At 40.8% G+C, this 15,881-nt stretch carries 9 protein-coding genes; 8 read left to right on the top strand and 1 reads right to left on the bottom strand.

What is annotated here, in order from left to right; translation table 11 throughout:
* The first annotated feature begins 37 nt into the window (after positions 1–37).
* The 5 genes from ACNI23_RS06540 to ACNI23_RS06520 all read left to right on the top strand — a co-directional run bounded on the left by ACNI23_RS06540 (position 38) and on the right by ACNI23_RS06520 (position 3,897).
* The gene (locus ACNI23_RS06540; protein WP_420247396.1) at positions 38–559 is read left to right on the top strand and encodes a DUF6933 domain-containing protein; all 522 of its coding nucleotides are present in this window, start codon (positions 38–40) and stop codon (positions 557–559) included.
* Between the two features lie 134 nt (positions 560–693).
* Positions 694–1,425, top strand: a complete 732-nt coding sequence (locus tag ACNI23_RS06535; protein ID WP_420247395.1) for a DUF6088 family protein — start codon at positions 694–696, stop codon at positions 1,423–1,425.
* Positions 1,422–2,378 (top strand): nucleotidyl transferase AbiEii/AbiGii toxin family protein, encoded by a 957-nt coding sequence (locus tag ACNI23_RS06530; protein WP_420247394.1) that lies wholly within the window; start codon positions 1,422–1,424, stop codon positions 2,376–2,378. Before ACNI23_RS06535 ends, ACNI23_RS06530 begins: the two co-directional genes overlap by 4 nt.
* A gap of 219 nt (positions 2,379–2,597) precedes the next feature.
* Entirely contained in the window at positions 2,598–3,530 is a 933-nt protein-coding gene (locus tag ACNI23_RS06525) for a hypothetical protein (protein WP_420247393.1), read from the top strand.
* A gap of 88 nt (positions 3,531–3,618) precedes the next feature.
* The gene (locus tag ACNI23_RS06520) at positions 3,619–3,897 is read left to right on the top strand and encodes a hypothetical protein (RefSeq protein ID WP_420247392.1); all 279 of its coding nucleotides are present in this window, start codon (positions 3,619–3,621) and stop codon (positions 3,895–3,897) included.
* Positions 3,898–3,940: 43 nt separating this feature from the next.
* Here the strand turns inward: ACNI23_RS06520 and ACNI23_RS06515 are convergent, their stop codons facing one another.
* A complete protein-coding gene (locus ACNI23_RS06515) occupies positions 3,941–7,729 on the bottom strand; it encodes a hypothetical protein (RefSeq protein ID WP_420247391.1) in 3,789 nt (1,262 codons plus the stop codon).
* A gap of 218 nt (positions 7,730–7,947) precedes the next feature.
* Between ACNI23_RS06515 and ACNI23_RS06510 the strand changes: the two genes are divergently transcribed.
* The 3 genes from ACNI23_RS06510 to avs3b are packed head-to-tail and all read left to right on the top strand — an operon-like array spanning position 7,948 to position 15,836.
* The gene (locus ACNI23_RS06510; RefSeq protein ID WP_420247390.1) at positions 7,948–8,796 is read left to right on the top strand and encodes a DUF3298 domain-containing protein; all 849 of its coding nucleotides are present in this window, start codon (positions 7,948–7,950) and stop codon (positions 8,794–8,796) included.
* A 58-nt stretch (positions 8,797–8,854) separates the two neighbouring features.
* Positions 8,855–15,199 (top strand): NACHT domain-containing protein, encoded by a 6,345-nt coding sequence (locus tag ACNI23_RS06505; protein ID WP_420247389.1) that lies wholly within the window; start codon positions 8,855–8,857, stop codon positions 15,197–15,199.
* Positions 15,129–15,836, top strand: coding sequence for an AVAST type 3 anti-phage protein Avs3b (gene avs3b, locus ACNI23_RS06500; RefSeq protein WP_420247388.1), 708 nt, complete (start codon positions 15,129–15,131; stop codon positions 15,834–15,836). The genes ACNI23_RS06505 and avs3b overlap by 71 nt, the downstream gene beginning before the upstream one ends.
* The last annotated feature ends 45 nt before the right edge of the window (positions 15,837–15,881 follow it).

Genomic DNA, 15,881 nt, shown 5'->3' with positions numbered 1-15,881 from the left:
AGGATGTTAACCGAATGAATACTTAATGGAGATAACCATGCCATACATCGGATGTACTAAAATATTATTGGATGAACTTGGTATCAAGGAGCCAGCTGAAGAGATTGATCACCGGGGATTACGTGGTTGGCATGGCAATACCTTTCGTCTTTATCGAAGTAAGGCTGTATTGCTGGTCAACGATGAAACCAGATTCGCGGTTTTCATTCCGAGGATGGTCAAAAAGGATTTTGTGAACTTTGACCAGATTTTCCGTGATCGCTTCAGGCAGACTCTGGAGTGGGCCAATGTTGATTCTACCCGGATTGCCAAGGCTCTGCTCCAGTGCGGTGGATGTTCATTCGGTAAAACCCACAATAAAAGCGTACTGGGCACCATGAACGATATGAAGCAGGCTATTGAGTTCATCCTTGAAACCGAACTTGGACGGCTGCCGGAATCGGAGTGGGAGCTTCGGCGTATCACCATGTTGCTTAACAAGACTCCTTATCGGGGTAAGGATTTGGACAAGTACGTGTTTGCTGCTGTCAGCATGCATAAAATGCTAAATGAATTATGACTCTGCATTAAGGGTTTATTTGTGTTGGGACGCTGCGGTGTGTTGTCGAGTGAATAGAGTGTCAAGTTTTTACATGCAAAAACTTGACATATGCCGATAAAAGAATATTTCTTGATTAAGAAGAGGATATAACCATGCAGGTTGCAGCACAGATTAACAACTATATTGAATCCATTCCGCCGGGAAAAATCATAACCTACGGTGACTTTAAGGATTTGCAGGAAACCAAGCCACAGGCTCTGGCAAAGGCTTTGGGACGTCTGGTCAAGAAGCAGGTTCTTATCCGGCAGGCCAAGGGCACTTTCTATCGCCCGAAGAAAACTTTTTTCGGATCGGTTGGGCCTGCTGATGAAGAGCTTATTTCCTTCCTGACCCGCAAAGGGGATGAGATCACCGGAATTCTTACCGGCCAGTCCGTTTACTTACAGCTTCAGATTGCCACACAGGTTCCGAGTGTGCTGACCATTGCCAGTGTTGCCCCTAGAAGAAAGCAGGGTATTGGTAAGATTCAGGTCCAGTACGTGCGTAGCTACGTAGATGAAATTTTAGAGGCAGATATTCCGCTGTTGCAATTGCTTGAGGCTTTACGGTTTATCAAGAAGGCGCAGGATTGTACTCCTGATGATGTGGTTGAAGCTATCAAGACAAGGATGATGGTGCTATCACAGTCTGATCTGGAAAAGCTTGTGGAGTTGGCTAAATCGTATCCTCCCATGGTGCGTGCTCTTTGTGGGTGTCTTTGCGAAGGGATGGTTAAAACCTCAGACATTGGCTCCTTAAGGGATAGTCTGAATCCTTACACAAAGTTCAAGGTTATGGTTTCGGATGCGGTTTTGAAGAATAAGAAAGCGTGGGGGATAATGTGAGACTTCATGAATCAAAAGAGCTTTTCCGGGATGCCATTCAGGCAACTGCGGAACATATGCGGTTACAAAGCATTTTTATCGAAAAGGACTACTGGCTGACCCTCGCGTTATATAGGATTGCCCAGACTGAGCTTGCAGACGTTACGGTTTTTAAGGGTGGCACTTCCTTGTCTAAGGCATACGGTTGCATTGAACGTTTTTCTGAAGACGTGGACCTCGCTGTAATCACTGAACAGGGCATCGCATCTAACCAGATTAAGAAGCTGCTCAAGAAAATCACAGAGGCAGCCAGCAAGGATTTGACTGAAGAGCCTGCGGGGAGCAGCAAAGGTTCCATGATCCGCAAAATCTATTATTCCTACCCGCAAAGTTTCGAAGGTGCTTTCGGACCGATTTCTAACAAGATTTTGCTGGAAGTGAATGCTTTTGCCCATCCTTCACCATTTCAGCCGCTGCCGATTTCTACGTATATTTATGACTTCCTGAAAAGCAGGGGAGAGGATGCGCTTATCAAAGAGTTCGGTCTTGAGTCCTTTCCATTTCAGGTCCTGTGCCTTGAGCGGACATTCACGGAAAAAGTCATGGCGATTGTAAAAGCATCTTGTAGCGACAATCCAACTGAATCCCTGCGCCAGAAGATCAGGCATATTTACGACATCCACCAGCTCATGCAGCGGGAAGAGATTCAGACGTTTGTTAACTCTGCTGATTTCCAGCAGCTTCTTGAGGTTGTGCGCAAATTCGACCAGGAAGCCCCGGTTGGTGATGCAAAGTGGGTGGATATGAGGATTGCCGAGTGTCCTATTTTTACCGATACGGAAGCCGTGTGGAAGTCCTTGTTGCCAGCCTATCGTGATGGTCTGGGTGCTATCGTTTATGGAGATCTGCCTGCTGCGGATGATGTTTTGGAGAGTTTGGTGGAGCTGGGTCGAAATTTTAATTCTGTAGCGTAAATTCAGACAGAGCTCATAAACTTGATACCATATTTTCGATTAATGTCGAGGTTGCTATGAATTCAAAGCCTTACGAAGATTTTTCTTTTTCAATAAAATCCCACCACTTTCCCACCACTTTTTCGATGATTGTTAGTGAGGACGTGTGAAGGGTAAGGGTGGTATGTTGGGTTGGGCTAGTTCTTATGATGATGGTGAGTCAAATTAAGGGGTATTTGTATGAGTGTCTTTGAAGTGACTAGGCAGTGTGACTATTTTCCAAGATTTGGTAATTTTCAAGTAAATCCATATAAGATTAAGGATGAACTTCTATTGAATTGTATAGGAAGTGGGGGGAGAGTCGGTGGAGATCGTTTTGATGGTTTTAGCCGATATAAAGGATTCGGGTATGCATTACTTGTATATTTTACTACGATTGCTTTAAATTTAAATATTTTTCCTAGGTACCAGGATAGAGTCTTTTTTGATTGTATGCATAGTGAGCATAGAATGGATATTTTTAATGCTAGAAATTTAAAGATATTAAAAGGATTATCGAGCGATCGTATAGATGATATCTGTGCAGAGGTTAGAGAATTGTATAGTCATGTTCAACGTAATTTGAAGAATGCAGGGTTAAAAGAAGTAAGATTAAGAAGAGAGATTAAAAGGGATAAGTCTGGATATTTGGAGTCTTGGATCAAATTAAAGAAAAATGCAGAGGCAAAAGATCAAAAGAAAATTAATGTCCATATGGATGTTTTAAATTCATTTGGTGATGAAGGAGCTTATAAGCAGCAAAAAGGAATTACTCTTGAATTGGCTGTCCCTATTGAAGATGTATTTTATTGCAGTAACCTTGTTGGAGATTTCAAAGGGGCGAAACAACCTATGGAAAATGGAGAGTGGGTTATTCTAAATAGAAGTTTTGACGGAATAACAAGTATTCCGACTTCAGGTATAAAAATTACTTCTGACGAATGGAATAATATTTCTGATATTGATGTCTCAGATCCTGAGGATATTGTTAAACAATATAATCCAATGCCTGTTCTTTTTGAACGGAGAGACCCAAGTTGTTGTCTTTATGGTACTCACGGGCTTAAGAGAAAGTTTAGATATCGATTGATGTATTATTTGGAAAAAATTATTTTGGGTACGTCTAAAGAATAATGTTGATTAATTTGCCCTATATGTTTGGTCTGTAGGTTTCACCGAGGTATCTGAGTTAAGTTTTCGATTTTATGGAGTTTTATTTGACGTGAAAATTTTTAGCGAGAGTGATAATATTTATGATGCTGTGGATTCTGTCGTAGAGCATGGAATAGCTGTTTTAGCAGGAACAACAGAAATAGCAGAGAGACATGGCCGTGCCATAATTGCTAGATTGAAACCGTATGAAGATGTTGCACCTCACCTTAGTCATGAGGATGTCCCGGACAGCGGAGGACTTTACTCTGTTTACGATTGCAATAGGTTTTCATATGGAGATGAAAAATTAAAGGCTCTTGTTGAGATGGTTGATAGTCGTATCTGGTAGCTGTATGGGGCTGGCGTCCGTCCCCATCTTAGTTTCCCGGAGATTACTCGAAGGATTCGTGTCTCGCCTTAGCTTCTTTCTCTTCAACAATTTTTTGACGTGCAATGCGTTTTTTTAATTCTGTTAGTTGTTCGCTTGCCCAGTTCCGTACGCACTGATGTTGATGCTCCTTTAGCTGTTCGAAAAAGGGAATTCGTGTGGCAGCTACAATTGAAAGTTCACCAGACCAGCCCGTGGTTGGATAGAAGTGTGGCGTAATGGATTCTAGTATTTCAGGATAGTCTTTTGATCTATCCAGCAGCATCATTGCTACAGAAGACATTGATTCTACTCGGCCATCATGATTTTCAACGAAAAGTGGTGTTATTTGAGTCACCAAGGGATAGCGTGCTGATGGATCAATTTCGCACCACTCTGCTACAGAGGATAATGGAGCCAGATTTATTGCACTTTTTCCATCGTAGGTATCCCATGAGAAATATCTAACTCCATTTTTATAGTTAAGCAGTAGTTCGTTTAGTACGATTTTGGGCTGGACTTGTATGAGTGAGGCAATTGTTGATTCAAAATGGTATGCGGACGCTATGCTTTTTTGTGTTTCCTCAATGATCTTATTACATAATTCTTTAGCCTTAGATTTTGCCGAATGGTATGAAAAGCATTTTTTGATAATTTCATCCATGTGGTAGTCATCATTGCTGTTTAGCTGAGCTTCGCATAGTTTTATACAAAGATTTTTCCCGAGGACTTGTATCGGGTGGTCTAGATGACAGCCTTGTTTGTGATGGAATCTCATTCCGAGTATGTCCAAGACCACCTTTGCATCCTCTGGTGTCTCCAATAGTTGTGATAGCAGGTTGGCAAAAGTTAAGCTGTCAGTTTCAAGCGTCCACAATCGCTCATAGTGCCATACATTGCCTACATTTAGTTCAAGTGATTTGAAAAGACGTTCTGCTGCTTTGGGGTCGTCATGAAAACTACATTGAATTTGTGGGAAATAAAGGCGAAGTGTCTCGGATTTAATCAAATTGTCTAAGGTTTGATCATACCAATCCTTGTCGCGATGACGCATCCCTTCCAGAAAACCTTGCAAGCCTTCTGTTCGTCTGTTTTCTTTGGGGGTACCAGAAAAAGAATTAACTAATTGCATCCATAGTTTTGCTGGAAGTTCGCATTGAACTGCGAGATGTTGACAAAAAGAAAACGTATTTCCCCTTGTTGAAATTAAGTTAGGGATGAGTTTCTGTAATGCTTCTCTATTTTGAACTATTTTTCCTGCAAGCTCTGTGGTAACTCCATTAACATACAGGTCTTTTTCTTCAAGGGACATATTTTTGATCTGTTCAATGCTTCTAAATAATATGTATCTTTCAGTAAGAGCGTAGACTTGAGCCTGTGCAAGAATATTCTTGGGAGCGAGAGCCTCTTCAAGAGCTAGCAGTTGTTGGGAAACATCTTTTTTATCGTCTATTTGTATAGCATTTATCTGCCTGCGAATAGCAATCCAGCCTTCTGTCCAAAAACTGTTTTCGCTAATGTTAAAAGCTAGTTTTTCAAGCTTGGTTTTGGCTCTTGAGTATTCCCATAATGCACTGAAGTTACGTGCTAAGGCTGATCTAAATTCTTGGGAACATTTGGAGTTAGAAATGATGTTTTCTTCAATCAAGTTGAATGTTTTACTATACCATTCAGCTATTTCTTCATCTGTTTTGGGTGTGTATCCATAGTTGCGTGGGATGGCACCAAATTCATAACTATCAGCTGATCTGAACATCCGAGTTTTCAATAGATTGTTCAGTATTGGCATTGTCATTGAAGCAAATGGCGAGTTGTCTTCCATGCATTCGGTCAAAACTTCAAGTCTTTGGTCTATGGAGGCATGTGTTCCAGAGCGTATAATTTGAAAGAGAGATGAGGTTAGTTTTTCAATAGAATGATAATTTTCATTAGGCTTTTCCGTGGCTGCAAATTTCAATAAAATTAGACAGCTACGCTTAAATAAGTGTGGTTTATACGCTAGTTTTCGGAGTAGTCTCGTAATATCGACGTAGTGCTCGTTTTTTCTAGATGCAAACAGATCTTCCTCAGGACCATAGGCTGCACGTTCTATCGCTTCAAGTGTCTCCTCTTGGGCAACAGGTGCGACATTTTTAAGAAATTCAATACCACGTTTACCCAGCGTGGCGATGTCGTCCAGCCCTCCTCCTGGTTGCAGCCAGCTTTTAACTATTCCTTGCGCAGCTTCACAGTCATGAAGATAACCCAGCCTTCTTGTGTACGACTTAAGCAGCCTGTGTGATTCATCCTTAACTAAGGTCTCTGTAATAACTTGTGCAGGTATATTCTCCAGTGCCTGCTTAGCAAGTCTGTTAGCAATTGCATGCGGAAGTACTGCACGCCATTTTGAGCGTTTCTGCGCTAAACCTCTTTTTAGGAGAGTTGCAACGTGGCGATACAATTCCATAGCGGGCATGCCAGCCAGTTCAGCCAGTCTATCAAGTTCACTTTCTGGAGAGCCAAGTGTTTCACCCTCGAATGAGTAGACAAGCGAGAGGACTTCAGCTGCTCGCATCAAACTATCATCTTCTGCATTACGCTGATGAAAGAGACGTTTGAAAAGTTCATTGTTTTCAAGAGTAAGGATTGCATCGCCTTTTTCAAATGTTTCAGCGAGGGCGATCGCTATGCGAGCATTGCCTTCAGAAAATTCTGCTATTCGTCTGGCTTCAAGGTTGTTGATGTCCTTGAATCTGTTCGAAATAAGTTTCTCAATAAGATCGTTGGAAGATGGCTCCATACGAAACACATCTGTCCGTTCTGGCTTATCGTCGCGGATATCATATTCAATGGTTAGCAGGCTTATTTTACTGTCAGCGCGGGTACAGACTTTGCTGAGCTCGTCGTGCAAATCCGGTGGGCAGTTGTCTACTATCAGGATGGCTCTTTTATTCTGGGCTATTAGCTGCAAAGCCATATCTCGCGGAATGGGAGATGGGCTATGCGCAATGTCTGTATAACAGGCAATTGATTTGGGAAGGCTATTTTGTCCAATGCGTTCGTCATAAAGAGCTTGAGCAAATCTGGTTTTACCAACACCCGATAGTCCTGCGAGTCGAATGCAGCTACGTTCTTCACGCAGAAGTGCTCTGATCCTGTTTAGTCCATCCTCTGCCGATAATCCGTCTGTGTCTTTACTGCGATCATCGTAGATTTTGGATGAATCATCTAAGATGAATTCTCCGTCTATTCCGTCCGAGCATTCAGACCAGTTGTCATGTGGTTGCCATCCACTGGAATTTGATCCGAGTTTTGTCTTGACCCATAATACGAGGCTGGGATGTTTGTGGGTCCATGATTTGATATTGCTGCTATCGAAAAAATCCAGTTTAAGGTTCTTTATTCCCGGAACGGTTTTGCAAGCTTCATGCATAGCCTCCAGTCTGTCTTTTCGCATAGGCGGTGAGGTCGATTCCTTGCCGCAAGCTATTAAATAAGCACCATTATTTGATGCGAGTTTGGTAAAAACAGGACGAGGAATGCCTTTTGGGCACATTTCCTTAATGATTTTATTTCTAGGCATTTTCTCTTGTTTGACCTGAATGCCCGTTTTCCAGCGTGGGATTTCTCCAATTTTTTCCGTTGGATTTTCCAGATCGACATAGACATCAAGGCCACCATCAGCGGCGCGTTGGTTTCCACCCCACTTAGCAGCGGTTACTGGTAAGTTGTTACGTTCAAGTTCTGCCTCGCACAGAAGGCCAATGAGAGTGCGAAGGTCTGAGTCGTATAATTCTTGGATTTCTTTTTCTGTGATGTCGAAGATGTCTTGCATTGATATTTGTTGTTATATGGTTTTGACTTTTAGATAATTGTTTTTTTATGATTTAAGCGTCTTTGGTAATAATGTCACCTTTATTGGCTATGAATTTCATCAAAATTTAAGTTTGTGATTTGAACGCAATTTCTTTATTTTATGTACGTAAGTTGTCGTAATAGTAGTTGAATTGTGTTTTTTTTGAGAGCTGTTTGTAAATATTTAAGGACGTTAGTGTGAATTCTGCTTTTATTGAAATGATTTTGTCTAAAGCTGGGTTTGTCGGACTGTGTGTTGTCTCTGTTTATTCTTTGGGGATCTGTATAATTAAGTATAAAGGTCATGCTTCTTTTGATAAGGAACAGTCATATAAAATATATATGCACACAATGTATTTATTTACTTTTGTAGTTTTGTTTTTATTTATAACAGATAAATTTGTCTTTTATAATACAAGAGATTGTGTTTCTTTAAGTAAAGAAAGTCCTCAAATAGTAAAATGTCGTTTTGAAAGAAGAATTCCTGATAATAACCCAGGTACTAATGTTGAGGTTGCAACGATAAACATAGATTATATACAATTAACTGGGTTAAATAATAAAATTGTTGAAAAGAAGATCAATTGGCTTATTAAGGAAGTCGTAGGTGCTCATGATAGATATGACGGTACAGAAGATTTAACTATGATAATTGCGAAGGCTTCAGTTGATGATAGGTTCTTAAGTGTTGTTGCAGAGGGTACTTATTATGGACATGGAGCTGGAGGGGCTGCCAATCTTTTGGAGTGTGTAAATTTGAATGTTGATAATGGTGAAGTTGTTGAATTTAAAGATCTTTTCAGGTCGGGGTATAAAAATAAAATTAATCAGCTAGTCAAAAGGTGGTTCAAAGATAAGGGGATAGCGGATCACTTTGATACAGTTCAAGATGATCAGAAGTATTACTATGAGGGGGCTTATTTGTCTCTTTGTTTTTCTGAATATGAAGTTGCATGTGGAGCAGAGGGATCTATAATTGTACCAATTGAGTTGAATGATGTTAGAGGTTTTATAAGTTTGAATGGACCATTAGCATATGTGATTTGATAATATAAATGGATAGTGTGTTTTTTAAGTTTAATTGTAGCTAGTGGGTTAATTAGCAATGGAATATTCAGGTGCTCTCGGATCAAATACTGGTGATCAATATCATGAACTTTTTGCTCTTCTTAAAATTCTAGAGCTTCTTCAACCTAGTACGCAACTGACTGCGGTGGGAGTTGAAGGTGTTGAGACAGACAAGAACTCTCATCACGATTGGGCTGGAGTTGATTGTACGCTTTACTATGGAGGGCAAAGTCTAGAGTCGTCAGATAAAGTTGAGTTTATTCAGCTTAAATATTCAGCATCTAATCCGGCAGGAAAATGGTCTGTTGCTCGACTAGTGGACAGCTCTGCTAAAAGTAAAAATAATTCCGTAATTCGGAAAATGGCAAATGATTATAAAGAAGCCATCAAGTCTATTGATGTAGAGAATATAAGGATTCAGCTGGTAAGCAATCAGCAGGCCGCTAAAGACATTAGAGCAGTATTAAATTTCTGGGATATTTCAGTTCGTACGGAAGAGGACTGTGTTAATTATGAAAAGCTTCGAAAGGGGGCCGGGCTTGGCAAAAGGGCATTCAAGGATTTTCTTAAGGTTCTTGATTTTAGTGAGTGTGGGACAAACTCAAGGTTTGCATATAAAGAGCAGGTGTTAGGTGCTCTTGCCGATAAGCTTGGGGACGATTTCCTTCAGGAAATGAAGCAGCTTCATATGAATACCCGTGAAATGATGCTTCCTGAAAGTCAAAGAGTTGCTACCAGAACCACTATAATGTCTTGGTTAGGTGTAAGGGATGAAAAAGGGCTTTTCCCGTGTAAGCCAGTTCTCAAACCTTTAGGGTTGGCTGTTGGACGGGCAGCACTAAATGATTTGTTAGTCGCGCTTAATGAAGGTCAGAAACATATTCTTGTCCATGGGGATGGAGGGTGCGGAAAGACAACTCTTTTGCAGCAAGCCGCTGCTGCGATGGAGGATTCATATTCGGTCATTTATGACTGTTTCGGCGGGGGGAGTTATGTTTATGCCGATGATAAGAGACATTTGGCTAAGAAAGCTTTTTTACAGATAGTTAATGATGTTTCTGTATGTCTGAATTTACCCCTTCAGTTTCCGAGGAATAGTAAATACCCATTTGATATAAGTAGGTTTATTGATCAACTTGAAATAGCTGGTAATATACTGCATGAAGTCGATCCTAAAAAGACACTCACGGTAATGATTGATGCAGTAGATAATTCTGTTGCTGCTGCTAAATTTTGTGATCCGCCTGAGCAACCGTTTATTTACGATTTTTTTAAAGCGAATTTGGAACGTCTTCCAGTGAACATAAGATTTATCGTTTCATGCAGAACTGCCCGCAGAGATCTTATTTCTTTTCCTAAGAATGGGGTGGAGATAGAATGCCTACCGTTTTCATTGGAAGAGACTGCTGAAAATTTAAGTCTATCCTATCCAGAGGCAGATCAGTTACTTGCTGAGCAATTGCATCTCCTTTCAAATGGAGTGCCGAGGGTTCAAGGTTATGCGCTTGAATATTCGGAAGGACTCGAAGATCTTTTGATTCCTCTTATGCCAAAGGGGAAGGGGCTGGATGATGTGTTTGATTCCATCTTTGAGACAGCTTTGAAAAGGATGGGGCGGCCCGATATTTTTGATGATTTTGTTTCAGCTCTTTCAGTACTTCCTGCTCCAATAGAATTGGAGGGAATAGCGGATGTGCTTGAAGTTACTAAAGGAGAGATCAAAGACATTGTTTCAGATCTCGCTCCCGGCTTGATAATTCGAGAAGACAGCATCACGATTGCTGACGAAGATTATGCCGATTTTATAGGAACCAGAGGAGTTGTTAATCGGCAGAAGATTATTGAAAAGTCCGCAAGTCATTTTTTGAAAACCAATAAAGATAGCTCATACAGTGCTGTTCATATTGCTGATTTTTTGGTTAAAGCTAATAGGGCTACTGAAATTTTGGGTCTACTTGAGGATGATCCCCAAATTTCAGCGGTTACTGATCCTGTTGAGTCTTATCAAATACAGCTAAATAGAATGAGATTGTCACTTCATTCGCATAAGAATTCAGGGTCAAAAGTTGATGTAATAAAAACTGTTCTCCACAGTGCCCAGGCGACCTATAGCGACAGCATGATCAGTCGGGTGCTTGATGAACATCTGGGACTTTCAGTGGAGTTTGCTTACGACTCTGTTCATAGAAAAGTGCTTATGGATTCCGAGTTAGCCCATAAGCATGGATCTTTTTTAGCTCATGAGGCGTTGAGGCAAGCAAGAAGGGGGAGAACTGCTCTAGCAAGGGAAAAATTATATTATTATGAATTGTGGTTGGATAGCAGGAGAAAACATGCAGACCCGGATGGAGTAAGGAATAATTGGTCGATTACAGATAATGATATTGCGGCCTTGACCGAAACTGTTTTGGAGTTGGGCGGAACAGCTAAAGCTTTTCATTACCTTATGCGATGGCGACCTGTGTATGTGAAGTTAAAGGTTGCCATTTCTTTGGTTCCAAGGCTTATCGCAAGTGGCAAGGCTTCTGAACTAAAAGAGTTGCTTGATAGTGGCATTGTTCCGAAACCTTGGGATTTAGTGCTCATTGTTAATTTGCTAATGGTCGGGGAAGATATAGCTCTGGAGATTCTTCAGAGCTCTTTGCGAAGAGTATCCGCAATCACCATTCCTGATATTGATAATATGTGGTCGTCCAATGGAATGTCATGGAAAGCTGATTTACTGGATGTTTTTATTTTGGCTTGCGAACAGGCTTACGCTTTTGGGGTGGATACCGGAGTTGTTTTGCAGGTCGTTGAGCGTATTTTAAAAAAAATGACCGCTCTCAAAAAGAGATTGTTTAAATCAGAGATACCTAGAATAGACGCACTCATTAGGTGTTGGCTTTTGAGTGATATCATTAGGGGGCATGAAAAACGTAAAGATAATTTTGATGATAGGCTGGTCATTTTTAAGCCGGACTCGGAAGATGACCAAAAACAAAGCTACCAATCTTCGGATTTTGAAGAATTAAAAAGAGTCATTGGTGGAGTGACCCCAATATATGTAAAACGGGTGGACATTTTACGGAAGCTTAGATCTGGAGAAACGATAGATTCAGATTCCTTGGAAGGAATGGTTCCTTCAATTGGATATTGGCCGGATAGAGATTATGAGACTTCGCGTATAGCTGAAAAAGCAGCCCGAAGTGTAATGCATCTGTTATGTGTGAAGGAGCTTAAAGGGATAGAACTCTTTCACAGATGCAAGGATATTCTTGGGACCAAGTGCGAAGGTCATTCTGTTACTAAATGTATGAATTTAATTCCTCTGATGGCTCTTCGTGTCGATGAGTATGAAGACATTTTAGATGTGTCCTCTAAGTGTTTTGAAACGATTAAAACGAACAAGGAAGTTGTTTCCGATAAAATAACATCAGGGCTTCAGCTTGCTTGGCTGTTATCACCCACCAGTCCGGATGATGCAGAAATATTTTTCAAAGAATCCATGGAAATGGCCAGTGGTATTGATACTGAAATCTTAGACCAAGTTAATTTTTTAGGAACCGCTTCGCTTTATACGAATATTAATAATCTTAAAGACAGTGCCGTGTTATGCGACAATTTCGCTGATATTGTTGGTTATATCTCAGATTATCTTGATCGTTTACCGTGGGAGAATTTTGCACGTACGTTATCAACTATAAATATTGTCTACTCACTTGCCGCCATATCACGGTGGGCTGACCGTGGAGTTGTTTCGATTGGTTTTACCCTACCTGAGTGGATTTATGTAGCACTTCAGCAAAAGAAAATAACTCCAGAATTGGCCTATAGTTTATCTACTTTTTTCGGGGGGTGCTCCAGTGAGTTGAGAGATGAAATAGTATCCGGTTCACATGACAAAGAAGATAGCCTGGGCCCGCTGTTGGAAGAGATGGCGAAAGATGCCTTATTGTATCGTCCGCAAAACAGTAGATATGATTTTGGGCGTGAGATTTTGAGTCAATATCCCGAATGTTCGAGTTCAAAGGGGGTGTGGGGAAATAGACTTGAGCAAACCATCGATTTTTTAGATAAACATAGTGATAGTAAAAAAAATACAAGAGACGATGCTAGGCATTTGTCGTATGGCTCAGATAGAAAAGAATTGACTCTGGCAAAACTTAATATTGCGGATAAACACTTTTCGTCTGCTGAACGTATTTTTGAAGTTTTAGAGATTGCCCGAAAGTCTGATCTTGATGACACTCTTTTCGAGTCCAGTTTGTTTGCAGAAATGATGACCCGTTCTTCTGGGTCACGGTTTCGGGTTGCGTTTCTTAATGCCGTTGCGGATTTGTCAATTGATGATGTTGAAGCAAGATCCGTACTCGATTTATTTAAAAATGCTATTGATGAGTGGGGCAAGACTCCAGCAGTTCAACAATGGATTCAAGGTCGCCTTCCGGAAGTTCTTGTTAAATTTTTTGAGACCCACACTTGGTGGGATTATGGTGACTCAAGTTGGTTATCTCTTCTCGACAAGGCTGGTCTTGATAGCGATGGGCGTTTTAATGTTTTTAGGGATAGTCTGATAAATTCAAAGCAGTCTTTGTCAAGCAGGCAGCTCTTTGTACTGGCCGGAAGGCTTGCGCAAGAGCTCAGTTCAGATGAGGTCAATGAACTGTTTATATGGTATTTGGACCATATTTATAAGCAGATCCCTGAGGATGGCAGGTTTTGTTCTGAGTCTTTAACTGATTCTGAGTCTGTCACTGAATCAGTTGCAAGGTTTCTTTTTGTAATGATGGGGGATATAGACAAGCATATTCGGTGGGAAGCTGCTCATGTTCTTAGGAAATTGGCAAGGCTTGGATGCCATGACGTTTTGAAGGCTACGGTAGCTCAGTATTCGAGAGAGTCAGATGGTTCTTTCTTGGCGGCAGGTAATCCTTTTTATCATCTTTCGGCTAAACTTTGGTTACTTATTTCGCTCCATAGGATTGCTTTCGAAACTCCAGAGGCTCTCTCTGAGTTTAAAAATGAGCTGTTAGATTTGGCTTTATCCCCGGAGCTACCGCATAGCGCAATAAGAGAGTATTCCAAAAGAACATTACTACAGTTACATAAGGCCGGTACGATTAGTCTTAATGACAGAGATTTAAAATCATTAGAAAGGGTTAATGAACCGGTGATGGATAAATTTTCTGGCGACCCATTTTCTGGTAGGGGATTTGGGTTTGATGAAGATAAAAATTGGCGGTTTCGTTTTGATACAGTAGATACTCTTCCGTATTGGTATGAAAGTTTGTTGAGACTTTTTCCGACTGTTACTCCTGAATATTTTTTGAAAATTGCTGAAAAATGGATTGTCGATAAATGGCATCCACCAAGCGACATTGCATGGAGGGATAAAGAACCCCGTCAAGATAGACTTCGTCAGCAAAATTGGCGGCATACTGATCATCGACATGGCTCTTATCCGCGTATGGAGCGTTATGTAAGATATTTAGAGTGGAATGCTATGCATTGTGTCGTTGGCGAATTACTTCAAACCCATCCTTTGCTTGAAAATGAAGATTCATTTTACAGTTTTGATGAATGGATTGGCAGGTGTCTTCCTTCTCAGCTTGATAAGTGGCTTTCAGACAACAAAGGAGCAACTCCTCTTGAAACAGGATTGTGGTTTCCTTTATCAGAGGAAAATGAAAAGTGGGCTGAGAGTGTTTCGAATGATGAAGTGATGATTCTTCTTGGGTTAGGGGGTGAGGCAAATCCCGGCTGGCTTGCCATTGATACTAGCTATTCCGTGGATTTTCCTAAAGGTAAATGTACGATACAGATAAGTTCAGCATTGGTTGTTCCGGGTACGTCTCCGGCGTTGGTTAGGGCTCTGCAGTCGGCTGATAGTCATTATAGTTATCGGATTCCTAGTGAAGGAGATTCGATGATGATAGATAGTTTTCCTTTTTCAATGACAGGTTGGTTAAGATTCAGTGACCGCGATTTGAGATTCGATGAACATGACCCTTTGCGTTATGAAATAGGGGCAATGGCTGTATTCCCCGGATTAAAATTAAGTTCAAAGCTTGTTAAGGCTTCAGGGGAAAATAAATGGATGCGGTTAGATTCAACAGAAGTAGTTATGAATTATGAAAGCTGGTGTGACGAGCCCGAAAGAGATAATTCTTATATCGATGCGCCACAGACACAAGGAAGAAGGCTTTGGGCGAAGATAGATTTTATTCGTGAATTCCTTAATGAGCAAAATAAGGATTTGATCTGTGAAGTGTTAGTGAAAAAGTCAGTTGGAAGGCAACGGTCCTATTCGGATAATGAGGAGAAGAGTCATGTCAGGATCATCCTGCTCAGAGCAGATGGAACAATCTACCAAGCATCGGGAAATTCTGGAGCTTGGTAAAAAAATAGTTGAAGAGTTTGGTCTGCAAAAGACTAATGATACCCTTGGACGTTGGATGGCACACTATATTGCTGAGTTAATTGAGAGAGTTGAAAGAGTAGGAGAAGAGGAACGTCCAAACGTTGAAAAAGAATGTGTTGATGCAATTTTAAAACTTTGGGAGCATCGTTTTTCGTGGCATAAGTCTCATAGACCACTGGTCGTTTTTGAGAAAATTGCTGAAAATTTGGAAGGTCTCAATCCAGATAGGGAAAATTTTTATTATAGAAATATGAGAAGGAGTGTTGATGATTCCTCTGAGAATGATGAAACACAGTCTTTACTTGAACTAATTGATGGGGTTGATAATGCAGCAAAGCAGATTATTAATATGTTGTATGTTCAGGCTGCAGGGATAGCCGTAGATCAATCCAAAGATTGGGTAGAGTTGGCCCGAAAAGCAGGCGTAGGGCATGGGGTAGATTTTGATGTAGCTACCTTTATTGAAGATGAAAGTGAGGTTCTTAAGCCTCGTTTCGGAGATCTCGAAACTAAGGAAAAACTTCTTGAGCGAATCAAAAAGTTGGACGCTTTTACAAAAATGGCTATGGCTCTTTCTGAGGATTTAAAGGGTAAGGTTGAAGAATTTCAGGATTAAGTATTATTCAGCCTTAAATCTAAAAGCCCACGCATTATCAATAAG

The organism is Maridesulfovibrio pacificus (SeqCode) (genome assembly GCF_048612815.1).
Classification (GTDB): domain Bacteria; phylum Desulfobacterota; class Desulfovibrionia; order Desulfovibrionales; family Desulfovibrionaceae; genus Maridesulfovibrio; species Maridesulfovibrio pacificus.
The sequence above is the reverse complement of the archived record's forward strand: the minus strand, read 5'-3'. Positions and strand labels throughout refer to the sequence as shown.

Bases quoted from the DNA above. Each gene is read 5' to 3' on its own strand.
- ACNI23_RS06540 (WP_420247396.1), top strand. From the start codon at position 38: ATGCCATACATCGGATGTACTAAAATATTATTGGATGAACTTGGTATC.
- ACNI23_RS06505 (WP_420247389.1), top strand. From the start codon at position 8,855: ATGGAATATTCAGGTGCTCTCGGATCAAATACTGGTGATCAATATCAT.
- avs3b (WP_420247388.1), top strand. From the start codon at position 15,129: ATGTCAGGATCATCCTGCTCAGAGCAGATGGAACAATCTACCAAGCAT.
- ACNI23_RS06525 (WP_420247393.1), top strand. From the start codon at position 2,598: ATGAGTGTCTTTGAAGTGACTAGGCAGTGTGACTATTTTCCAAGATTT.
- ACNI23_RS06515 (WP_420247391.1), bottom strand. From the start codon at position 7,729: ATGCAAGACATCTTCGACATCACAGAAAAAGAAATCCAAGAATTATAC.
- ACNI23_RS06535 (WP_420247395.1), top strand. From the start codon at position 694: ATGCAGGTTGCAGCACAGATTAACAACTATATTGAATCCATTCCGCCG.